The sequence below is a fragment of the Kocuria sp. MNB10 genome (genome assembly GCF_054073685.1).
On sequence record NZ_CM133411.1, the window covers coordinates 1877418 to 1899258 of the forward strand.

Here is a 21841-nt window from a genome sequence, read left to right on the forward strand (position 1 = left end):
CCCTTACGGCGTACCCACCAGCCCGGACCCGTCAGCTGCGCGTGCGCGTGAAGGACGAGATCCGGGTGATCTCCCGGCCCACGATGAGCGCCTGCATCGAGTCGGTGCCCTCGTACGTGGAGACCACTTCCATGTCGGTGAGGTGACGGCCGATGTGGTACTCCAGCAACAGCCCGTTGCCGCCCAGCATGTCCCGGGCGGTGCGGCACATGGCCAGGGCTTTGCGGGAAGTGGTCATCTTGACCATGGAGGCCATGGCGTCCGTGAGTTGGTCGCGCTCCTGCAACTGCGCCATGCGGGTGCACAGCAGCTGCATGGAGGTCAGGTCCGAGAGCATGGTGGCCAGCCGCTCCTGCACCAGCTGGTAGCTGGCGATCGGCATCCCGAACTGTTCACGCTCCAGGGCGTAGTTCGCGGCGATCTCGAACGCCGCCATGCCGTGCCCCACGGCCTCCCACGAGGCGCCGCCGCGGGTGGCCTTGAGCACCTTGTTGACGTCCTTGAAGCTGTGGCAGTTCTCCAGCCGGTTCTCCTCGGGGATCCGCAGGTCCTCGATCACGATGTCCGCCTGGTTGATGGCGCGCTTGCCGATCTTGCCGTCGATCACGGTGGGGAGGTAGCCCTGCGGGTACTCGCCGTCCTCCTGTTTCTCCACCACGAAGCATTTGACCTGTCCGTCCGCCTCGTCCCGGGCATAGAGCACGATCACGTCCGCGGCGTGGCCGTTGCCGATCCACCGCTTGTGCCCGTTGAGCACCCAGTGGTCCCCGTCCCGGCGCGCGGAGGTCTCCAGGGACACCGAGTCCGAGCCGTGGGTGGGCTCGGTGAGCGCGAACGCACCGGTCGTCTCGATCTTCGCCATGGTGGGCAGCCACCGCTGGCGCTGCTCCTCATTGCCCAGCATGTAGATGCTGCCCATGCACAGGTTGGAGTGCACGCCGAAGAACGTGTTCACGGAGCCGTCGATCCGGCCCATCTCACGGGCCACCAACCCGGCGGCCTGGCGGGAGAGTCCGGGGCAGCCGTAGCCCTCGATGAACGTTCCCACGACTCCCAGGTCGGCGAGGCCCTTGAACGCGGGGAGGGGGTGCTCGCCGCGCTCCCAGAACGCGTTGATCGCGGGCAGCACGTGCTCCTGACCGTAGGCGCGCACGCGGTCGCGCAGGGCGATCTCCTCGGCGGAGAGTTCCTGGTCCAGCAGGAAGAAGTCGGGGTTCTCGAGCAGTTCGCTCATCACGGGTCCTTTCGGTGGCCGGGAGGCGGGGCTCCGCCTCGCTGCGGCGCGAGATTCTGGTGTGGGGAGGGGCTACGCGCGGTTCGGGGCCGCGCCCGGGGAACCGGCGGCTCCGTCGTGCGCGGCGGTGGGCACCGCACCGACGGCCGCGCGGTCCGGTGCGGGGGCGTCGTCGTGGGCGGCGCGACGGGAACGCAGCCAGGCCATGACATCGGTGCCGTCCGCACCGAGGGCGGGCGGGGCCTTGTCGTAGCGCACCGGGGTGCGACTGAAGGTCACGGGGTTCTTGATCAGGGGCACGGCCTCGTCGCCCTCGCCCACCTGCACCACGGGGTCCAGGCCCAGGGAGGCCGCGTACTCCACGCCCTCGGGGATGGTGAGGATGGGGGCGCACGGCAGGCCCTCCGACTGCAACCGGGACGCCCACACCTCGGCGGTGTTCGAGGACAGCGCCTTGTTGAGCAGCGGGCGCAGCTCCTCACGGTGTTGGTTGCGGTTCTCCACGGTGTCGAAGCGCGGGTCCTCCGCGAGCTCGGGCAAGCCCAGCACCGTGACGAAACGCCGGAACTGGGGGTTGTTGCCCACCGTGATGATGAGGTCCTTGTCCGCGGTGGGGAATGGTCCGTACGGGAACAGACTGGGGTGGTCGTTGCCCATGCGCTGGGGGTCGTTGCCGCACGCCGCGTAGCCCGTGGTCTGGTTGACCAGGGAGGACAGCGCGCAGGAGAGCAGATCCAGGTGGATGTGCTGGCCCCTGCCGGAGACGTCCCGCTCGTGCAGGGCGCCCAGGACGGCCACTGCGGCGTGCAGCCCGGTGAGGACGTCGAACATCGCCACGCCCGCGCGCTGGGGTGGGCCCTCTGCGGAGCCGGTCACGGACATGAAGCCCGAGACGCCCTGGACCAGCAGGTCGTAGCCCGGCAGGTGTGCGCCGCGGTCCGTGCCGAATCCGGTGATGCTCGTGTGGATGAGCCCGGGCCACCGCTCGGCCACGGCCTCGGGATCCAACCCGTAGCGGGCCAGCCCGCCGGGCTTGAAGTTCTCTATGAACACGTCCGCGGCGTCGATGATCTCGTAGGCGGTCTCCAGGTCCGCCGGATCGCGCAGGTCCAGCACGATGGAGTGCTTGTTGCGGTTCACGGAGAGGTAGTAGGTGCCCACCCCGTCCCGGCTAGGCGGCTTGTACCCGCGGGTGTCGTCCCCGGTGGGGCTCTCCACCTTGACCACGGTGGCGCCCATGTCCGCGAGCAGCATGGTGCAGTAAGGCCCCGCGAGCACGCGGGAGAAGTCCGCGACGACCACTCCGCTGAGCGGCCCGGAGGTCGCAGGATCCTGGGTGAGGGACATGAACGCTCCACTGGGACGGGGAATGTGTTTCATCCCACACAATCACCGTCATTAGGTTCTGTCCAATACAAGAAGAGCGGTGGACTGATGCGAGTATGGCAACAATCGCGTAGGCTCCGCCCATGGAAGTCCACGAAGCCAAGGCGTTCCTGGCGGTTGCCGAGGAACTGCACTTCGGGCGCGCCGCCGCCAACCTGCGGATCGCGCAACCACCCCTGAGCCGGCTCATCAAGAGCATCGAGAAGTCCCTGGGTGCTCAGCTGTTCGAGCGCAGCACTCGGCAGGTCTCGCTCACCCCGGCCGGGGCGGCCCTCCTGGAGCCCGCGCGCGAGCTGGTAGCGGCCTCGGAACAGGCCCGCACCGCGGTGGCCAAGTCCATGGCCGGAGAGACCGGGCGCGTGCGCCTCGGGTTCGCGGGGGCGTCCATCAACCGGCAGGTGGGGGAGCTGGCCCGCCACGTGCGCACCCACCGCCCCGGGGTACACCTGGAGCTGCACGGCTCGCAGTTCTCCCACACCGCCATGCAGAAGGTGCTGGGCGGCTCCCTGGACGTGGCCATCGGGCGGTGGGACTTCATCCCCTCGGAGCTGCGCTCGTCCGTGCTGGGCCACGAGGAGGTCATGGTGGTGCTGCCCAGCAACCACCCGCTGGCGGACGCGCCCCGGGTGGAGATGTCACAGCTGGCCGAGGAGTCCTGGGTGATCCTGCCCTCGGGTCCGGGGGCCGCACTGCAGAACCGGCTGACCTCCCTCGCCACAGCAGCGGGCTTCGTGCCACGCGTGGCCCAGGTGGCGCCGGACTCGTGGACCCTGGTGGTGCTCGTGGCCGCCCAGATCGGCTGCGCCCTGAGCCTCGACACCGTGCGGGACAACGTCGCCTCGGACGGCGTGGTGTTCCGGCCCCTCGCCCAGCCGCAGCGCCCCCTGGACGTGCAGCTCATGTGGCGCGCGGCGGACCCCAACCCCGCGCTGTGTGCCGTGGTGCGCCTGGCCCAGAACCTCTACGGGGACCCCCGCGGCCAGGCTACAGAGGTCCCCGGAACCTAGCGGGTCCTACTCGTAGTCGTACCAGCCGTGGCCGGTCTTTCGGCCGTAGTCACCGGCCTCGTACTTCGCCTTGATGGACTCGGCCGGCAGGGACGCGGGGTCACCGGTCTGCTCGTACTCGGCCAGCCGGATCAGGTAGACCACGTCGATGCCCACCATGTCCATGAGCTCGAAGGGGCCCATGGGGTGGTTCAGGGCGGTCTTGGCGGCCACGTCGATGTCCTTGTAGTCCGCCACCCCGTCCTCGTAGAGCTTCAGCGCCTCCGTGCGCAGGGCGCCGAGCAGGCGGTTGGCCACGAAGCCCGGAACCTCCTTCTTGAGCTCCACGGGGGCCTTGCCGATCGAGCGGGCCAGCTCCATGGCGGTCTCCACGGTCTCACGGGAGGTGCCCTCGTGGGGGACCACCTCCACGCACTTCATCACCAGCGCGGGGTTGAAGAAGTGCACGTTGCACACCTTCTCCGGGCGGTGGGTGGCGTCCGCCACACGCGAGGACACGATGTTCGAGGAGTTGGTGGCCAGGATGGTGTGCTCGGGGCACACCGCGTCCAGCTCCGCGAAGACTTGACGCTTGATGGTCAGGTCCTCCACGGCGGCCTCGATCACGAAGTCCGCCTGCGCGGCGCACGCGTCCCGGTCCGTGGAGAACGTCAGGCGCCCGAACGCGGCGTCCACGTCCTGCTGGGTGCGCCGGCCCTTGCTGACGTCACGGTCCATGCGGGAGTGCAGCTGCTTGGAGGCCTTGTCCACGGCCTCCTGCTTGATGTCCACCACGTCCGTGTCGTACCCGGCGAGGGCGCAGACCATGGCGATCTGGGAGCCCATGGCCCCGGCACCGATCACGGTGATGTGCTGGATCTCCTTCAGGGGGTTCTCGCTCACTTGCTCACGTCCTTCTGTGCTGCACTGTGGAAATCGGGGGTCCGCTTCTCCAGGAACGCAGTGGTTCCCTCGGCCTTCTCGGCGCTGCTGTAGAGCACGGACTGGGCCAGGCGTTCCAACAGGATCCCGGTCTGGTGGTCCACGTCGAAGCCGTGGCGGATCACGGTCTTGGCCAGCTGGATGGCCAGCGGGCCCTTGGCCATGATGGCCTGCGCCGTCTCGCGGGCGGTAACCAGCAGCTCGTCCGGCTCCACCACCTCGGTCACCAGCCCCATGTCCAGGGCCTCGTCCGCCTTCACACGTCGCCCGGTGAGCACGATCTCGGTGGCCCGGCCGAGGCCCACGAGCTTGGCCAGGCGCTGCGTGCCGCCCGCGGCGGGCATGATGCCCAGCCCGGTCTCGGGCAGCGCGAACTGCGCATTCGTGGAGGCCACGCGGATGTCGCATGCCAGGGCGAGCTCGTGGCCGCCGCCGAACGCGTAGCCGTTCACCGCTGCAATGGTGGGCTTGGGGAACTGCTCCACCTTCTCGTACACACCCTGCATGGTGGCCTTCAGCCCGTCCTTGGGCGTGCGTACGGCGAGCTCGTTGATGTCCGCGCCCGCCACGAACGCCTTGTCCCCGGCGCCGGTGAAGATCAGCACCTGCACGTCATCGTTCTCGGCCAGCTGCGAGAGGGTCTCGGTGATGGCTCGCAGCACGGTCGCATTGATCGCGTTGCGCACCTCCGGCCGGTTCACGGTGACCAGGGCGATCCCGTCCGTGACGTCCACGGTCAGGACGTCGGTGTTCTCTGCGCTCATGATGCGTTCTCCTTCGTGTTCTCGTGCGGGGCGTGCGCACCCGCGGGGGCACCGCCGGTGCCGTGCGCGCCGTGCGTGCCGCGGGCGGCGTCGGGAACCTCGGCTCCCTCCGGCACCCGGGTGATCTGCCCGGTCTCGGGGTCGACGACGGCGCGCGGCCGGCGCAGGCGCGCGAGCACCGCGGCCGCGACCACCAGCGCCAGACCGATGAGCGTGACCGGGGCCCCAGGCAAGAACATCATGAATCCGCCCACCGCGAGAACCACCCGCAGATACAGGGGCAGCTGGCGTTCCACGAACGTGAGCCAGCCGCCCATGGCCGCGGCGATCGCGTAGACCGCCACGAGGCTGGAGAGGAAAGCCAGCCCGATGTGCACGGGCTCGCCCTGGGCCACCAGTGCGGGGTTGAGCGCGAAGCCGAACGGCACCACGTACTTCACGGCGCCGAGCTTCATCGCGGAGAAGCACGTGGCCATGGGCGAGGCCTTGGAGATGCCCGCCGCCGCGAAGGCCGCGAGCCCCACGGGCGGGGTGATGTAGGAGACCGAGGCCCAGTAGATGACGAACAGGTGCGCGGCGATCGGGTCCACGCCCAGGGCCGTGACGGCCGGGACCATCACGATGGCCAGGAACACGTACGCGGCGGAGATGGTCAGGCCCATGCCCAGGATGAAGCACACCACGGCGCCGGCGATCAGGATGAGCACCACGTTGTCGCCCACCAGGGCCACCAGGTCACGCGAGAGGGACAGGGCCACGCCCGTGGCGGTCAGCCCACCCAGGATCAGGCCCACGCCCGCGATGATCCCCACGATCTGCGCCAGCGTCTTGCCCACGTCCACGCCCATGTCCACCCACTGGCGGGGGCCGAACGTCACGCTGGGCTTGACCAGGGCGATCAGCAGCAGGATGGCCACCACCCAGTACGGCACCTGCGCCTCGGAGTCCGTGGTGAACAGCAGCACCGTGAGCACGGCCAGGGCGCCCAGGTAGGGCCAGCCCATGGCCAGGGCGTGGCGGGCTCGTGGCAGCAGGTTCTTGGGCGTGCCGCGCAGGCCGCGCTGGGCGGCGTAGCCGTCGATCTGCAGGAAGATGCCCAGGTAGTACAGGATCGCGGGGATGGTGGCCGCCACCAGGATGGACGTGTACGGCACGCCCACGAAGGAGACCATGAGGAACGCCGCGGTGCCCATGATGGGCGGAGTGATGGAGCCGCCGGAGGACGCGGTGGCCTCCACGGCCCCGGCCACCCGGGCGCTGAACCCGGAGCGCTTCATGGCCGGGATGGTCATGGGCCCCGTGGTCAGCACGTTGGACACCGCCGAGCCGCTCATCATGCCCATGGCCGCGGAGCTCGCCACGGCCACCTTGGCGGAGCCGCCGCGGTAGCGGCCGAACACGGCCATGGACAGCTCGTGGAAGAAGTCCGCACCGCCGGTGTGCTGCAGCACCACGCCGAACAGCAGGAAGCCCACCAGGATGGTGCCCGCGGTCTGCAGGGGCAGGCCCAGCACGCTGTCCACGCCCATGGTGTGCACCTGGGCCAGGGTGGGCAGGTCGTAGGAGATGCCCTGCAGGAAGGACAGCGGGATGATCCCCGCGAACAGCGGGTACACGGAGAACAGGAACGCGATCACGAGCACCACCAGACCGGCGGCCCGGCGCAGGGTCTCCAGGATCAGGGCCCAGAACACGAAGCTCAGCACGGTGGCCAGGGTGGGGGCCATGTACTGCCAGCCGTACTCCTGGATCTCGATGCCGTGCACCGCGAAGTACGCGCTGGTGCCCACCACGGCCAGCAGCAGCAGGACGTCGTACCACGGCACGCCCCGCCGCTGCCGAGCCGCGGCCCCGGGGGCGTGCTTGCGGATGGGCGTCACGATGAACACGATCGGCACGAACACCGCGATCAGCAGGTACAGGAACGAGTTGGTGGGGATGGTCACCCCGCCCACGTTCCAGAAGAACACCTGGTTCATGGTCAGCAGCACGCCCACCACGGTCAGCACGATCACCAGGCTGCGCCAGAACGGCGTCAGTCGGGGGCTCGCGTCGTGCAGGGAGACGTCCGAGGGCATGGTGGGCTGGGCGGCGTCGTCGCCCCCGTGCGGGTGCGTGGCGGTGATCTCCGCGCCGGTGCGGGGGTCGATGGCCGGTCCGGGGGTGGTGATGGGGCCAGCGGTGCCGGCGGGAGCCGAGGCACTGGCGGGGCCGGCGGCGTCGCCGGTCTGGTACGGGGTGCTCATGCGTGGCCTCCGGAGGGTGCGGTGGTGGACGAGGCGCCGGGCAGGGTGCCGGGGGTGTCCGGGAGCTCGGGAAGGTTGGCCTTCTTCCAGTCCACCCACTCCTTGCGCGCGGACTTGGGGTCCTCGCGGTCCTTGTGGTCCTGCCAGAACGCGGGCCAGGCCTCGTGCATGCGGCGCTCGCGCTCCAGCAGGGCGTCCTGGCGGGTCTGCAGGTCCTTGTTCCAGCGGCCCTTGCTGGTGAGGAACTCCACCATGGCGTCGTGGAACGGGATCACCAGGGGCGTGAGCTGGATCTGGTCCGTGCCGAAGCGGTGGGCGTCCGGGGTGGTGTCCTTGTAGTCCGGGTAGTAGCGGTCCATGTCCGCGACCAGTGCGGCGACCTCGTCCGCGGGGCGGTCCGCGCGGGCGACCACCGGGATGGTGTACTGCATGTTCACCGCCGTCTCCCCCTTGGCCAGGCCCGCACCCTTGGAGAACTCGCCGGGTTTGACCATCGGCGCCAGCTCCTTCCACGTGGCGTACTGGGAGGGCGTGCCGCCGCCCAGGCCCAGCCAGCGGATGGGGTACTGGGAGGCCAGCTCGGAGACGTTGGCGCCCACCACGTTCTGGTAGAGGGTGTCGATCTGACCGGTCTTCAGCGCCTCGATCTGGCCGCTGTAGGTGACGTCCACCATCTGGACGTCCTTGCCGGTGAGGCCGCCGTAGTTGAGGATCGCCTCCATCTTGCGGTTGATGGACGTGCTCGCGATCAGCTTGGGGAACTTGCGGCCCTTGAGGTCCGCCACGGTCTCGATGCCACTGTCCTTGCGCACCAGCACCCCGTAGTTGCCCGGGGGAGTCCACACGAGGCGCAGCGCCTGCGGGCCCCACTGCTCGGAGCAGTACTCGTCATTGCCCTCGAACGCGTAGTAGTACTCGTCCCCGGTGCGCGAGTACTGGGCCGTGCCGTTGATCAGCGGGGCCAGGCGCCCGATGCCGGTGTCCGAGGTCATCAACCGGATCTGCCGTCCCGTGCGCTGGGTCAGGGTGTTCGCGACCGCCGCGAGGTCGTTGTACGTCCCGGTGCCCACGCCGTAGGTGGACCACACCAGCTGATGCGTGCGGTCGGTCGCGCGCGGGCCTCCCGCGCAGGCCGACAGGCCCCCGATCACGGGCAACGACGCCGCTGCGGCTAGCAACGATCGTCGGCTGAGGGTTCGTGTCATGGTGCCTCCACGGGAGTGATGCGATGGACCCACCGGCCCAACGCCGCCGCAGGGTGCGCGGGGGCCGGTTCGGCCGGTGGGTACATTCATACCGTCAATTGCGTGACCCACGACACTTTCCGGTCGATTGATGCCTAACCAGTATCGCCGAGGGTCAGGTGGGGCAATGCGTCACGGTGACGGCGGCGGGTCCCTGCCAGTCCTCGAACTCTGGAGCACGTTTGGGCCAACGTGCGCATTTTGAGGCACGTTCTGGCCAGCCCCCGGACTGTGAGGCACGTTGAAGCCACGAACAGCGGGTATTCCTGGCCTCGACGCGCCTGAAAGTGCACCCGGTGGCTCGAGAGTGCCTCAAATGTCAGGCAGTGGGCGGGGTGTCGCTCTCGCGACGTCGCATCGCGGCCAGGTGGACACGCAGGTCCGCGAGGAGACGACGCCGCTGCAGCTCCACCGTGCGACCGTCACCTCGGTCGGTCCGAGGGTTCGATCGTCCGCCGGGCCGGCGTCGGAACGTGGTCGCACCGCGGGCAACTCTGGCCGACTGGCCAATCGACCCGTGCGGCGCGCTCCCCGATAGGCTCCGGCCATGGACACTTCCGCTCTGGACTACGTCGTGACCGAGTGCAAGGCACTACTCGAAACCCGGTTTCCGGACGGGTCGGAGCACGGTGCGGCGGCCATGTTGCTCGAGGACGGCACCGTGGTCACCGGAACCGCCCCGGACATGCCGAATGCTGCGGTCGAGGTGTGCCACGAGATCGAACCGTACTGTGCCGCCCACCGGTTGGACCTCAGGGTGGTGGCCTCGGTGTGTGTGCACCGCAGGGCGGATGGCAGCGTCGTCGTGCTGAGCCCGTGTGGGGTGTGCCGGGAACGGTTGGCAGCGTACGGGCCGGACGTCCTGACGGCGGTGGCGGACCGGGACGATCCCACGGCGGTCGTGTGGAAGCGATTGGCGGACCTGCTGCCGGACTACTGGCTGACCGCGCTGACGGGTGACGCCCACCCCGGCTGGCTGCGGTGACGGGATGCCCCGCGGGGAAGTGGGTCCGGCATAGGGTTCCCTCATGAACACTCGAGGAATGAGCGTGGGGGAGCGAGCGCCGGCGTAGCGACGGCCGGGACGATGAGGATGGGGAGTCCGCATTGTGGGGTGCCCCCTGGACCTGGCTTCTAGCCGACTCCTACGGTCCGCTTTTCTAGTTCGGTAGCACATAGGGGCAAGCCGGCGCGAGCGAGGCCCTCGAGGTACCCATTCCACGTGATCTTCGGATTCCGCATGTCAGCCACCACTTCTTCGGCGACCGGACCGAATGAAGGGGGCGGCCCAGCCTCCCCCGGCATCTCGGGGAACGTTCACAGTGTTCTCACGCGAAGGGACGCTGCTGCACGACGCGGAGAAGAGGTGCCAGGCCGCCCCGCAACACCGCGCGGGTCCCAGGATCACCGAGAGGCTGCCGCCGAATTCGATGGCCGGGCCGAGTGATTCGACCCATGAGGGCGCCGGTCCCGGACTCACCCCCGAGGGGCGGAGCCGACATGCGGCGACGGCGCCACCCTCGCAAGGGTGACGCGTCGCTCGGCCGGGCTCGGCGATGCAGGCCCGCCACAGGTGGGCGTGGTGGTGATGGCCACGCCCACCTGTGGTCGCTCAGGAGCGGGCGAAGAACATCTGGTTGACGGACTTGTTCGCACCCCAGGCGGAGGTGGGGCGGGCGCCCTTGCCGAGCTCCCACGCGATCGTCACCGAGCGACCACGCGTGATGGAACGCAGGCGCGAACCGGTGTGCACGTCACCCACACGCGAGGACGTCTTGGCGTTGATCACGGCCATGACCTGCGCCTTGCTCGCGTCGGCGGGCACCCGCACCGTCACGAACTGCCAGTTGTTCGCGCCCCAGAGGGCGCGGTCCTCGCGGTAACGCAGCACGCCGTCGTCGTCGAGGCGCGCCACGACCCGGGCCTGAGCCGCGGTCTTGGGCATGTACCGGTCCACCTGGAAGGTGCGCTGCACCGCCTTCACTGCGGGGACGCTCGGACGGGTCGTCGGGCGCGTGGTGGGCGTGGTCGTGGGGCGCGTCGTCGGCGCGGGCACCGTAGTCGCGGGCGACGTGGGCCGCGGCGTGATCGCCGGGACCGAGGTCGTCGGCGCCGGGCTCGTCGGCCGGGGGGCCGTCGTCGGGTACACGCAGCACCGGAGCGGGGACGCCGTTTCTCCATGTGATGTCCCGTGTCGCCTGTCTGATCGACCCCGGCCTCACCTTCCTTAGCCGCGATGCCGAGGCCTGGTCCACGTTCTGCGGGCCGTCCGGGCGTGGACGGGCACCCAGGGCGCCGGCACAGAGCGTCCGAAGTGCCACGGGGCGGGCCGGCAGGCATGATCCGGGCGGGACGCGGCCCCCCCACCGGGGGTGACCCTGCCGGGCCGCCGGGTCCGGACCCGGTCACGCGGCTCTCGGGACGGGCTGGGCGCGTACCTGCCGCTCTCAGCGCCCGCGACAGGGAGTTCCGCGAGTGGGCGACGGAGGTCGGGGGCCGGACATCCCGTTGTCGGCAGGTACGGTAGGGTCATACCGTCGAGCTCCTCGCCCGAGGGGCATGACGAGGAGGTCAGCATGGCTCTGCGCGAACTCGAGTTCACGTCGCACAACGGCACCGAGACCATCCAGGCCTGGGTGTACGAACCGGCGGTCACGCCGGTGGCGGTGGTCCAGCTCATCCACGGTCTCGGCGAGCACTCCCGCCGGTACCTGCACATGACGGCCGCGCTGGTGGATGCGGGGTTCGTCGTGGTCGCGGACGATCACGCGGGTCACGGTCGGACGGCGATGCAGTCGGGGACGTGGGGTGACGCCGGTGACGAGTCGGCGACGGTCATCGTGCAGGACGAGGTGACGCTGTACCGGAAGGCCAAGGAGCTGTTCCCCGACCTGCCGTACGTGGTGTTTGGCCACAGCCTGGGGTCGATGATCGCGCGGGCGCTGGTGCTGCAGCCGGGTGTCGAGGTCGACGGGCTCGCGCTGGGCGGTATCGCCGTGGGCATGCGCGGTGTCGAGTCGACGCTGGATCGCGAGGCCCTGAAGGCTGCCGTGGCGGCCGACGGTTCCGCCCCCGCTGCGGATGCGTTGGTGGGCCAGCTGTTCGACGGCTTCTACGACCGCCTCGGCCCGGACTTCGGCCCGACGGACTGGGTGGCGCGCAACGCGGACGTCGTCCGTGATCACGGCCGCGACCCCTTCAACAACTTCGGCGCCCCCTTGAGCAACCGGTTCCTGCAGGGCTTTGTCGACGTGTACGACCAGGCCAACGGCGACGACTTCTTCGACCGCCTTCCGCAGGTTCCCGTCGCGATCTTCGCGGGCGCGGAGGACCCGGTGACCAACTACGGCGAGGGTGCGCGCGAGGTCGCCCGGCGCCTGGAGGAGAAGGGCCACGACGTCGAACTCCACATCTACCCCGACGTCCGCCACGAGGTTCACAACGAGCCCGAGACCCGCGCCGAGATGGAGAACTCCCTCATCGAGTTCGTCCACCGCGCCGCCGGGCGGGACGACGCCTGACCCCCGAGGCGCACCCGGCCGCTCGCGCCCAAGCACCGTGACGGGGCCCTGCCGTGAGGATCGTCTCTCGGCAGGGCCCCGTCGGTGATGTGAGGTCTCAGGCCATGACGGGACGCACGCGTCGCCCAGCGAGGGGCTCGTCCATGGTGACCTCGCGAAGCGGAGGATGTCGCCGGTGGCGCAGCGAGGGCGAGAGGCCTGGCCACGGGTGACCTCGCCGAAGTGAAGGCGAGGATGCCGAGAGCAGGCTCCGCGACGAGTGCCTGAACATCAACAGCTTCTACTCGCTGCTCCACGCCCAGGTCGTGATCGGCGACTGGAAGACCGAATACAACCACGACCGCCGGCATTCATCGCTCGGCTACCTCGCACCCGTCGACTACGCTCGGCAATGCACCCATCAATCGGAAACCGACGACTCGCACAGCGACCGGACCGAATGAAGGGGGCGGCCCAGGTCCAAATCCAACTGGTCGAGTAGGAAGTCATCCGGAGACCGCACCGCAACGTCATAGGGCTTGAGGGCGGTCGCCGGGAAGTCCTTCTGGTTGGATGTCACGATGAGCTCGGCTCTTGAACGGACCGCTGCCGCCAGCACATGTCTGTCCTTGGGGTCATTGGTCATGGCAGGCACGAGGCTCTCGTAGTTCTCGACCAAAGCGGCCTGAATTGCTTGGCCGTGGCCAGACGCAGTAATAGATCTGCGATAGGCATGGGAATCAATACGCATGCATCGAGAACCACCGGGAACGACATAGGGATTTACCGGGTGGTCGGGTCTGCCGGGATGTCGAAGTATGTGCCGTGGTTCGCTGCCTCGTGAGTTGCCTGTCGGAGACCTTCGCGGCGTGTCTTCTCGAGACGTTCTTCGTAGGCAATGAGATCAGTCAGCAGGACTCTGCGGTGCCTTCCGACCTTGGTGAATGGGATATCACCTTGCTCCAGCAGCTTGACCAGTGTCGGCCGGGAGATTCCCAGATGATCAGCAGCTTGCTGGGTGGTCAGCTTCGCATTGGTAGGTACCACGGAGACGCCGCGGTTGTTGGCAAGCGCGTCCACGACGTGTGTGAGCAGGGAGTAGACCTCAGCGGGGATCTGCTGTGTGGCTCCGGTCGGAGACACCAGATATGGGATCCCGCGGCCCTGTGCCGAGGGCGTGGCCTCGAGGAAGGCCGCGAGGGCTTTCAGTTCTTCCTCATGAGCCGGGGTGGGTGCGACAGTTGAGCGATCCAGCGGGGCGGTTGTCATGTTTCTACCCTACTAGATATTCGAAATATTCAAAATGTCGTCACTCCACCTCGCTCTGCCGCAGCCGCTCCCATAGGTCGAACGCCAGAGCGGGTACCGCGGGATGAGGTTGGCGCCAGTTAGGAGTTGCGGGTCCTTCCAGGAGTGGCATTTCCGCCCCGCCCGGCGACGAGGCGGCGCGTCCCCTTCGCGCAGTAGGCGACCACCCGCTCGAGCGGTCCCTGCCCAAGAGTCTGTTGCCAGATGACCGCGAAGACAGCGGCCACCAGCAGGTGCACGACGTACCAGAGGTAGGGGGAGTCGTAATGCAGCTCGAGGGACAGCGCCAGCAGGTGCGCCGAGTAGAGCGTAAGGGTCATCGATCCCATCGCGGACAACGGCACGAGCCAGTCCCCGATCTTCTGACTGATGAGCAGGAACACACCCAGCACCGCCAGGCTCAGCCCGAGGCTGGTCGCAATGGCCAGCGGCGTGTTGGAATGCGGGGTCGTGATGGCCAGCCACCACCCGGTGTCGGTCGGTAGCGAGTCGGTACCCCACACCAGGATCTCGTCGAGCGTGGACTCGCTCAAGCGCGATGCCTCCTGCAATACGGAGTAGCCTCCGAGGCCGTAGAGGAGCACGGCGGACACGAGCTGGGCCAACACGGTGAGCGCGACGCCCACGATCACCAGGCGGACCTGGGTGCGCATTGCTCGCAGATCCAAGCGGCCCAGCCCCATCCCGACCAGCAGGTACGTCATGTACGGCAGCGCCGGGTAGTTGCCGGTCAGCAGAAGCTGAGACAGCGTGCCCGCGGGGTTGCTGAGGACATTGGGCAGCGTGGGGTTGTAGTACCACCACTCCGGCAGGACATCCAGCATGCGCTGCATCAGCAGGGGCGAGAGGATCCCGAACCCGGCGGCCCAGATGAACAGCGTCTTGGGGCGGGCACGCAGGAACGGGATGGCCAGGATGAAGAACATGCCGTAGTAGAACAGGATGTTGTAGGCGGGAGGGTCCTCCGGCATCGCGGCGTTGACGGTCATACCCACCGTGACGATCAGCAGGGCGCGGACCAGGACACTCACCCGGTCAGCGGTCAGGCCTCGCCCCTCGCGTGGTTGCCGGGCGCCGGAGCCCAGCGCCAGGCCCACTCCGGCCAACAGCGCGAACAGGGCCGCCGAGTGCCCGGAGAACAACCGCCAGGACCAGCTGGCCTCCCCGGTCTGTTCGTTCCACGCGGGCAGCAGGTGGATGGCCATGAGCCCGATCAGTGCCAGCCCCCGGGCGGCATCGATCCCCACCAGTCGCCGCTTGCGCGGCGCCCCGTCCGTTGCGGTTGCCACGTCCCCCGTGCCCCCGCGTCGTGTCGTATTCACTCGTACTCCTGAGTTCTCCCCGGCCTCGCGGCCCCCTAACACGTGCTTTCAGGGATAAGCCCTACCCTGCCCGCGACCGTTCCCACAAATCGAACGCCATGGCCAGTTCCACCAGATCGGTGGGCGGGAGCTCCTGGAGTCGCTTGGCGATCGCCTCGGACTGGCGGTTCTGATTCCACACGGAATCCTCCAGCACAAGACGCACCTGCGGGGAATGCGAGAAGTCCGCCCTGGTGTTGTTGCGCGCCTGTTGCTGCAGGTCAGTGTTCTCGGCGGCCTCGCGGACCAGTAGTTCCACGGTGCTTACCTTGTGCTCGTCGCTGGCGTCCAGGCCTCCGAGGAATCTGTTGACCTTCTCCACCAGCTCGGCCTTGGCTGCCCGCTCGCGTTCCTGCTGGCGGGCCATGCCGGCTTCGGTCATGCCCTGCAGCCCTCGGGCCTCGCCGTCCTCCAGTTGCAGGTCCTCGTCCCGCTGCTTCTCCAGCCGGTAGTGGGTGAGGACGACGTCGTCCGCCGTCACCGTCTCGCGCTCGCCGCCGTCCAGCTGTTCGCGCAGCAGTCGCGCCAACAGGTCCGCGAACACCGAGAGCTTGAGGTAGTACGTGTCCCCGAAGTTGAGGATCTGGGAGAAGAACGCATAGGACTTCGTGTACTGGCCCAGCAGGGAACGGAACTCGTCGAGCTCGTCGCGCGCTGCGGCGTCGTCGTCGTACACGGCGCGGGACCAGCGGTTGGTGAACCGCTCGACCGCCGGTACCAGCGCCGAGGTCAGCGCGCCGCGCTTGCCGTTCCTGTTCGACCACGCCGCCCACACCCGGTCGACCTCCGCGGGTGTGTAGATGTTGGCGGCATCCAGCTTGGTCATCTGTTTGGCCACGAGGTCCGGGTCCGAATCGGTTTCGATGCGCGCGTCCTCGTAGTAGTCCTGGAACGCCGCCAGGATCTGGGCGGGGTCGTTGACGAAGTCCAGCACGTACGTGTTCTTCTTGCCGTCCGCGCGCCGGTTGAGCCGCGACAGCGTCTGCACCGCGGCGATCCCGGAGAGCTGCTTGTCCACGTACATGGCCGTGAGTAGCGGCTGGTCGAAGCCCGTCTGGTACTTGTTCGCCACGATCAGGATGTTCTGGTCCTCTTGGCTAAACACCCCGGCCAGGTCCCTCCCGCGCAGTTCCGGGTTCATGGACGCCTCGGTCACCTCCGGCACGGCCGCGTTACCGATCGCGGTAACATCCGGATCCGGCAGCGAGCCCGAGAATGCCACGAGGGTTTGCAGCGGCAGCTTCTCGCGTTCGATGTGCTTCTGGAACGCCCGCTGGTACTTCACCGCGGACGCACGCGACCCCGTCACCACCATGGCCTTCGCGCGCCCGCCCAGCTCCTTCTTCACGGTGTGCTGATAGTGCTTGAGGATCACGTCCACCTTGGAATCCACGTTCGTGGGGTGCAGCTCCACGAACCCGATGTACGCGCGCGTCCCCTTGCGCACGTCCACCTCGTCCTCGGTCGACGACGCCGCAGTCCCCGTCCTGCCCTCGGGCACCGTCTCGGGGTCCGCACCCTTGAGGGCGATCCGGGCGGCCATCTCGTACGTGGTGTAGTTCTTGAGCACATCCAGGATGAATCCCTCCTGGATGGCCTGCTTCATGGAGTACAGGTCGAACGCTTGTCGCTTACCGTCCGGACCCGGGGTGCCGAACAGATCCAGGGTCTTGGCCTTGGGGGTTGCGGTGAACGCGAAGTAGCTGATCCGACGACCGTCGTCCGCCTGTGCGGCCATCTGGACCAGGGCGTCCTGGTCCGCGCCCGGCTCCAGCTCGGTCTCCTCGCCCGTCTGCGCCGCGGTCGGGTCGTTGCGGTACAGCAGGTCCTTGACCGACGACGCCGCGGCCCCCGTCTGCGACGAATGCGCCTCGTCCGCGATCACCGCGAAGCGCTTGCCCTCGAATGTCCCGCCCTTTTCCCGGATCTTGGCGAGGGCGTACGGGAAGGTCTGCAGGGTCACGCCGATGATCTGCGTGCCCGCCCGCAATGCCTCCAGCAGGCGCTCGGTCTTGGAGCCCTCGGAACCGGAGGTGATGGGTTCGAAGGTCCCGGTGGCGACCACCAGTTGGTCCACTGCGTCCTGGAGCTGGCGGTCCAGCACCTGCCGGTCCGCAATGACGAACACGGTGTCGAAGACCTTCTCGCCCTCCGGTGTGTGCAGGGAGGCCATGCGGTGGGCGGTCCACGCGATGGAGTCCGTCTTGCCCGAACCCGCTGAATGCTGGATCAGGTACTTCTGCCCCGGGCCCTCAGTCCGGGCCGCCTCGGTCAGCTTGGTGACCGCGCGCCACTGATGGAAGCGGGGGAAGCGGATCTGGCTGGCCTCCGTGATCCGCCCAGTTTTCGGATCGGTCTTCTTCTCGTGGTTCACGTAGACGAACTTGGTGAGGATCGTGATCCACGTGTCCTTGTCCAGGATGTGCTCCCAGAAGTAGGACGTGGCCACGCCGTCCTGCGACGGCGGGTTGCCAGCTCCGTTGTCATGCCCCTGGTTGAAGGGCAGGAAAAATGTGTCCGCACCCTTGAGCTGGGTGGTCATGTAGACGTCGTTCTCGGTGAGTGCGAAGTGCACCAGTGCACCTCGATGCGGGGTCAGCAGCGGTTCACCGGCTGGCGTGCGGTCCGTCTTGTACTGCTCGATGGCCGCCTGCAGCGACTGCGTGAAGTTCGTCTTGATCTCAATGGTCGCCACGGGCAGCCCGTTGAGGAACAGCACTAGGTCGATCCGGTCGCTCTTCCGCGTCGAGTAGCCGACCTCCTGCACCACCCGCACCCGGTTCTTCGCGTAGCGCTCCGTGATCCGGGGATTGCGGTTGTCTGCGGGCGGGGCTGTGAGCATGCTGAACTTCTGTGCCCCGGGGACCGAGAAACCGCGACGAAGCGTATTGAGGGTGCCACCGCCGGCCTTTTCCGACTGCCCCAGCTGAGATGCCAGGCGATCCAGAATCCGGCGCTCGCCCTTGGCTCGGGCGGCGTCATCGCCATGCTCTGGAACGATCCGGGCATACTGCTCCGGTTGCGTGTCCTGCAGCCAGCCGAGAACGTCCTCGGGGAACAGCGCCCGTTCTTTGTCGTAGCCCTGGGAGTTGGGGGAGTGGGACCACCCGTGCCCCTCCAGGTACTCCGCGATCTCCCTCTGGAACGGCTTTTCCTGATGCGGTGCGCTCATGCGTACTCCCTGTGCAGACCCTGCGCGACGTCGTCCTCGATCTGCTCCGCCGCGGGCTTGTTCTTAGCGGTCACGTCGATTTGCCCGGTCACCGCCGCGGTGATGAGGGCGGCGCGCCGCTCGTGGGCTAGGTCAATGGCTCTATTAGCGCCGGTTATCAGACTTGATATATCGTCTTTCTTTCCTCTATATGTTTCAACAATTTCTTGTTGATTCGTATAAGAAGGTAGCCATGCGGGTTGTTCTCTGTACCATGCCATGTTCAAAGACGGAACAGCACCTGGATTGCCCAACGGAACTAGATCCATATTGGAAATTATTCCTTGCAAGAATTCTGGATTAACGCTTGGACGGGGAATTAGGCCTAGCATATTGTTGTCGATACAAGAAGGTTTCCCAAGACGTGCAGTGCGGTTTAAGAACAGGGCTGCCCCGATTTTGGCTAACACGACAGTATTCTCAGGCAAGATCATGGCTCCGAGTGCCTTCGCAGTGCTCGTGCTGACGGTATTCGGGGAGTTTGTCAGTTTCCCATCAACAGAATCTTTGAGTGATCCTACTTTAAAAAAAGGAATCTCCTGTGCCGGGTCTCCTTGATAATCGTGGGGGAAACCGGATCCGCTGACCTGTCTTGCCAACCGTTTTAAGGAAATAGCTTCATGAGTGGTCGGCAGTCCAAATAGTTCAGAACGAATAGCCCCTAAACTCTCATGGAGAAGGGATATGAAACTATCAAGGTCCATAATAAACGCATCGATTTCGGCGGTCTCGTGGTCGAGGTAGTCCGCGATCTGCTGCTGCTCGTATATCGAAGGGGCAGGCAAGTGCAAGTCCTTAATGTACGAATCGGACACACGCTTCAGGCCGCCCGCGCCTGTCATCGATGAGATTGCAGGATTACGAAACGTGGCAGATTGAACCACGTATGACAGGAATCTTTGGTTCGCTCCGTCCCTCGGGCGAAGGACCGTGACCTCAGTAGTGGCAAACACCGGTTCTTCGAGGTCTGCTCCAACGAGGCCCTTCCCGTTTTCGAAGCAGGGGGTGACCTTTGCGTAGGCGACGTCCGTTGGCTCGATGTAGGAGTACCCGGACAGCAGCTCCAGTGCGGGCCGCTTGTAACCGGTGTCGGGAGGGGAGAACTCATGGATGGCTTCCATCGGGAGAAGCCGATACTCGGCTTCCGGGTCCAGCCGCACGTGACCAGGAACTGGCGGATTCACATCTGCCAGGTAACGAAGGCGGCGCGTCGGGAATGCTTGTCTCACCGCTTCACCTCCTCCAAACGCGCGCGGATGCGGCCCAGAACCTCGTCGAGGTCGCGGTCGATCTCATCCAACGGTCGGGGTGGGACGTACTCATAGAAGTGGCGGGTGAAGGGGATCTCTGCGCCCTCCTTGGTCTTGGATTCGTCGATCCAGGCGTCGGGGACGAAGGGTTTGACCTCACGTTCCAGGTACTCGTGGATGTCCTGATCCCAGGGGACGTTCTCGGTGTCCCGGAGCGTGGGGTCCGGTTCCGGGTCCAGGACACGGTTGGTCTGCAGCTCACCCTCCTCGTCCCGTTCGCTGAGCTCGGCGACAATCGTCTTGAGCACTGCGGGCTTCACCACCACCCCAGCTTCCGCCAGCGCTTCGAGCAGTATGGTCGTGAAGGCGCTCTTGTTGGTGCTGACCTCTCCGCCCGCACGCTGGGACTGGGCCTCGAGGGCGGAACGCAGCGCAGCGGCGTCGCCGTCCGAGAGCTTTGCGATGGACTTGGCTGCCATGACGCGCTCGATGCGCTCCCCGGTGAACGCGAAGTTGAGGCGCAAGGGGCGCTCCACCGTGATGGTGCGGTAGAAGAAGTCCTCGGTGCGGAAGATCTTGGAGTGTTGGGACTCGGTGAACTCGTCGTAGATCCGGCTGATCTCCGCGATGTTCTCCCGCGAGAGTTCCTTGCGCTTGGAGCCCACGGATTTGCGCATCTTCACGAACATGCCGGTGGCGTCGATCAACTGGACCTTGCCGCGGCGTTCGGGAGCCTTGTCCTTGGACAGGATCCAGACGTAGGTGGAGATGCCGGTGTTGTAGAACATGTCCGTGGGCAGACCGATGATGGCTTCGAGGTAGTCGTTGTCCAGCACCCATTTGCGGATGTTGGATTCCCCGGAGCCGGCACCGCCCGTGAACAGCGGGGAGCCGTTGAGCACGATGGCCGCGCGGCCGGCCGACTGGTTCTCCTCCGTGGCGCTGGGTTCGCGCATTGTGGAGATCAGGTGCATCAGGAAAAGGAGCGAGCCGTCCGAGACGCGGGGCAGGCCGGGGCCGAAGCGGCCGGCGAAACCTGCGATCTGATGTTCGGTCTCCACGGCCTTGCGGTGCTGCTTCCAATCCACGCCGAAGGGCGGGTTGGACAGGCAGTAGTGGAACGTGCGGTTCTCGAATGCCGGGTTGGTCAGGGTGTTGCCCAGGACGATGTTGTCGATGGGCTGGCCCTTGACCACCATGTCCGCCTTGCAGATTGCATAAGAGGCGGGGTTGATCTCCTGGCCGAGCAGGTTGACCCAGGCCTCGCTGTTGAACTGCTTGATCTTGTTCTCGGCGGCGGAGAGCATGCCACCGGTGCCGGCGGTGGGGTCGTAGACGTCGCGGCCGATGCCGGGGGTGGTGAGCTCCTCGTCGTCGTGCAGCAGCAGAGTGACCATGAGGTCGATGACCTCGCGCGGGGTGAAGTGCTCACCCGCGGTCTCATTAGACGCTTCCGCGAACTTGCGGATCAGTTCCTCGAAGATGTGACCCATCTGCTCGTTGGACACCGCATCCGGGTGCAGGTTGGCCTTGGTGAAGTGCTGCAGGACCTGCAGGAGCAGATCGTGCTGGGCGAGGCCGGAGATGGTCTGCTCGAACTCGTACTTCTGGAAGATCTCGCGCACGTTCTCCGAGAAGGCGTTGACATAGTCCCGCAGGTTCTCCTCGAGGTTGTCGGGGTCACCCTGCAAGGTCTTGAGGGTGTGGCGGGAGCGGTTGAAGAAGTTGTAGGTGTGCTCGTTGCCGGCCTGCTTGGTGCGGTTGCGGATCATCGCCAAGGGCGGCTCGGTGTCCACGTAGGTGGGGCCGATGGCCTCGAGGACGTCCTCTTTGGTGGGGGCCAGGACGGCGTCCAGGCGGAACAGGACCGTGAACGGCAGGATCACATCCCCGTACTGGTGCTGCTTGTAGGTGCCGCGCAGGATGTCCGCGGCACCCCAGATGAAGGACGCGTGGTTAAACACGGTGGGTGGCTGCCTTACTCGGTGGGGCGGGGGTCTACCGTGCAGTCTACGAGGGGGGTAATGAGAAGCTGTTCTCTTCGCGGCCTTTTGTGAGCTGAAGGTTCCCGGACCTGGTGCCGGCCGACCACCGGAACCAAATGGGTCTGTTGCACGAACTCGTGACAGTGTGACCTGCCCCTGTTGGAGACCCTCTGTGGGCTCGCTGATTTGTACCTTGCCGTGAGGCACCCGGACAGGTAGTACGGCCGCCCGCAGTTCGGCGCCGCGGAGGCCGCGGGCGGCGTCGTCGATGGCCCGCGCGAACGGACGCGCCGCCGGACAGCGGGTGGAAACATCTGTGGTGCAGAACGACCAGAAAACAAGGAAAAACCGTGCGGATCGCGGCATGGATGTAGTGGAGAGCGTTTGCCGCGGCGCCAGAGGGTGAGGAGGGGAAAGCCCCCTC

16 protein-coding genes and 1 pseudogene are annotated in these 21841 nt (G+C 66.9%); 4 read left to right on the forward strand and 13 right to left on the reverse strand.

What is annotated here, in order from left to right; translation table 11 throughout:
• Positions 1–31 precede the first annotated feature (31 nt).
• Together ACW9PK_RS08445 and ACW9PK_RS08450 are read right to left on the reverse strand one after the other, a co-directional pair.
• A complete protein-coding gene (locus tag ACW9PK_RS08445) occupies positions 32–1234 on the reverse strand; it encodes an acyl-CoA dehydrogenase family protein (RefSeq protein WP_085106248.1) in 1203 nt (400 codons plus the stop codon).
• A gap of 72 nt (positions 1235–1306) precedes the next feature.
• Positions 1307–2581 carry a CaiB/BaiF CoA transferase family protein gene (locus tag ACW9PK_RS08450; RefSeq protein WP_457015538.1) on the reverse strand — a complete coding sequence of 425 codons (1275 nt, stop codon included), beginning with the start codon at positions 2579–2581 and terminating at the stop codon, positions 1307–1309.
• A gap of 122 nt (positions 2582–2703) precedes the next feature.
• Between ACW9PK_RS08450 and ACW9PK_RS08455 the strand changes: the two genes are divergently transcribed.
• Positions 2704–3627, forward strand: coding sequence for a LysR family transcriptional regulator (locus tag ACW9PK_RS08455; RefSeq protein WP_457015539.1), 924 nt, complete (start codon positions 2704–2706; stop codon positions 3625–3627).
• A gap of 6 nt (positions 3628–3633) precedes the next feature.
• Here the strand turns inward: ACW9PK_RS08455 and ACW9PK_RS08460 are convergent, their stop codons facing one another.
• The 4 genes from ACW9PK_RS08460 to ACW9PK_RS08475 are packed head-to-tail and all read right to left on the reverse strand — an operon-like array spanning position 3634 to position 8763.
• Entirely contained in the window at positions 3634–4509 is an 876-nt protein-coding gene (locus tag ACW9PK_RS08460) for a 3-hydroxyacyl-CoA dehydrogenase family protein (RefSeq protein ID WP_457015540.1), read from the reverse strand.
• Positions 4506–5312: an enoyl-CoA hydratase/isomerase family protein gene (locus tag ACW9PK_RS08465; RefSeq protein ID WP_064846671.1), complete on the reverse strand. Its 807-nt coding sequence runs from the start codon at positions 5310–5312 to the stop codon at positions 4506–4508. Before ACW9PK_RS08465 ends, ACW9PK_RS08460 begins: the two co-directional genes overlap by 4 nt.
• Positions 5309–7558 carry a TRAP transporter permease gene (locus tag ACW9PK_RS08470; protein WP_457015541.1) on the reverse strand — a complete coding sequence of 750 codons (2250 nt, stop codon included), beginning with the start codon at positions 7556–7558 and terminating at the stop codon, positions 5309–5311. Before ACW9PK_RS08470 ends, ACW9PK_RS08465 begins: the two co-directional genes overlap by 4 nt.
• Positions 7555–8763 carry a TAXI family TRAP transporter solute-binding subunit gene (locus tag ACW9PK_RS08475; protein WP_457015542.1) on the reverse strand — a complete coding sequence of 403 codons (1209 nt, stop codon included), beginning with the start codon at positions 8761–8763 and terminating at the stop codon, positions 7555–7557. The genes ACW9PK_RS08470 and ACW9PK_RS08475 overlap by 4 nt, the downstream gene beginning before the upstream one ends.
• 586 nt (positions 8764–9349) lie before the next feature.
• Here ACW9PK_RS08475 and ACW9PK_RS08480 point away from each other — a divergent pair.
• The gene (locus tag ACW9PK_RS08480; RefSeq protein WP_457015543.1) at positions 9350–9787 is read left to right on the forward strand and encodes a cytidine deaminase; all 438 of its coding nucleotides are present in this window, start codon (positions 9350–9352) and stop codon (positions 9785–9787) included.
• Positions 9788–10414: 627 nt separating this feature from the next.
• On the opposite strand, the gene ACW9PK_RS08485 is transcribed toward ACW9PK_RS08480, so the two are convergent.
• Complete coding sequence (locus tag ACW9PK_RS08485; RefSeq protein ID WP_013350234.1) at positions 10415–10786, reverse strand: hypothetical protein; 372 nt, start codon at positions 10784–10786, stop codon at positions 10415–10417.
• A gap of 592 nt (positions 10787–11378) precedes the next feature.
• On the opposite strand from ACW9PK_RS08485, the gene ACW9PK_RS08490 reads away from it, so the two are divergent.
• On the forward strand, positions 11379–12323 hold the full coding sequence (locus tag ACW9PK_RS08490) for an alpha/beta fold hydrolase (protein ID WP_457015544.1): 945 nt from the start codon (positions 11379–11381) through the stop codon (positions 12321–12323).
• 230 nt (positions 12324–12553) lie between these two features.
• Positions 12554–12766 (forward strand): annotated as a pseudogene (locus tag ACW9PK_RS08495) (integrase core domain-containing protein); the annotation flags it as partial.
• Here ACW9PK_RS08495 and ACW9PK_RS08500 read toward each other — a convergent pair.
• From ACW9PK_RS08500 to ACW9PK_RS08525, 6 genes are all read right to left on the reverse strand, one after another.
• A complete protein-coding gene (locus ACW9PK_RS08500; RefSeq protein ID WP_457015545.1) occupies positions 12724–13053 on the reverse strand; it encodes a hypothetical protein in 330 nt (109 codons plus the stop codon). The pseudogene ACW9PK_RS08495 and the gene ACW9PK_RS08500 overlap by 43 nt on opposite strands.
• A 32-nt stretch (positions 13054–13085) precedes the next feature.
• Positions 13086–13571 carry a helix-turn-helix domain-containing protein gene (locus ACW9PK_RS08505; RefSeq protein WP_457015546.1) on the reverse strand — a complete coding sequence of 162 codons (486 nt, stop codon included), beginning with the start codon at positions 13569–13571 and terminating at the stop codon, positions 13086–13088.
• A 119-nt stretch (positions 13572–13690) separates the two neighbouring features.
• Entirely contained in the window at positions 13691–14932 is a 1242-nt protein-coding gene (locus ACW9PK_RS08510; protein ID WP_457015547.1) for a heparan-alpha-glucosaminide N-acetyltransferase domain-containing protein, read from the reverse strand.
• Positions 14933–14993: 61 nt separating this feature from the next.
• Positions 14994–18143 (reverse strand): type I restriction endonuclease subunit R, encoded by a 3150-nt coding sequence (locus ACW9PK_RS08515; RefSeq protein ID WP_457015548.1) that lies wholly within the window; start codon positions 18141–18143, stop codon positions 14994–14996.
• On the reverse strand, positions 18140–19411 hold the full coding sequence (locus ACW9PK_RS08520) for a restriction endonuclease subunit S (RefSeq protein ID WP_457015549.1): 1272 nt from the start codon (positions 19409–19411) through the stop codon (positions 18140–18142). The genes ACW9PK_RS08515 and ACW9PK_RS08520 overlap by 4 nt, the downstream gene beginning before the upstream one ends.
• Positions 19408–21396, reverse strand: coding sequence for a type I restriction-modification system subunit M (locus ACW9PK_RS08525; protein ID WP_457015550.1), 1989 nt, complete (start codon positions 21394–21396; stop codon positions 19408–19410). Before ACW9PK_RS08525 ends, ACW9PK_RS08520 begins: the two co-directional genes overlap by 4 nt.
• Between the last annotated feature and the right edge of the window lie 445 nt (positions 21397–21841).

Coding starts and splice junctions, on each gene's coding strand:
- ACW9PK_RS08445 (WP_085106248.1), bottom strand. CDS start 1,234: ATGAGCGAACTGCTCGAGAACCCCGACTTCTTCCTGCTGGACCAGGAA.
- ACW9PK_RS08450 (WP_457015538.1), bottom strand. CDS start 2,581: ATGTCCCTCACCCAGGATCCTGCGACCTCCGGGCCGCTCAGCGGAGTG.
- ACW9PK_RS08455 (WP_457015539.1), top strand. CDS start 2,704: ATGGAAGTCCACGAAGCCAAGGCGTTCCTGGCGGTTGCCGAGGAACTG.
- ACW9PK_RS08465 (WP_064846671.1), bottom strand. CDS start 5,312: ATGAGCGCAGAGAACACCGACGTCCTGACCGTGGACGTCACGGACGGG.
- ACW9PK_RS08470 (WP_457015541.1), bottom strand. CDS start 7,558: ATGAGCACCCCGTACCAGACCGGCGACGCCGCCGGCCCCGCCAGTGCC.
- ACW9PK_RS08475 (WP_457015542.1), bottom strand. CDS start 8,763: ATGACACGAACCCTCAGCCGACGATCGTTGCTAGCCGCAGCGGCGTCG.
- ACW9PK_RS08480 (WP_457015543.1), top strand. CDS start 9,350: ATGGACACTTCCGCTCTGGACTACGTCGTGACCGAGTGCAAGGCACTA.
- ACW9PK_RS08490 (WP_457015544.1), top strand. CDS start 11,379: ATGGCTCTGCGCGAACTCGAGTTCACGTCGCACAACGGCACCGAGACC.
- ACW9PK_RS08500 (WP_457015545.1), bottom strand. CDS start 13,053: ATGCGTATTGATTCCCATGCCTATCGCAGATCTATTACTGCGTCTGGC.
- ACW9PK_RS08505 (WP_457015546.1), bottom strand. CDS start 13,571: ATGACAACCGCCCCGCTGGATCGCTCAACTGTCGCACCCACCCCGGCT.
- ACW9PK_RS08515 (WP_457015548.1), bottom strand. CDS start 18,143: ATGAGCGCACCGCATCAGGAAAAGCCGTTCCAGAGGGAGATCGCGGAG.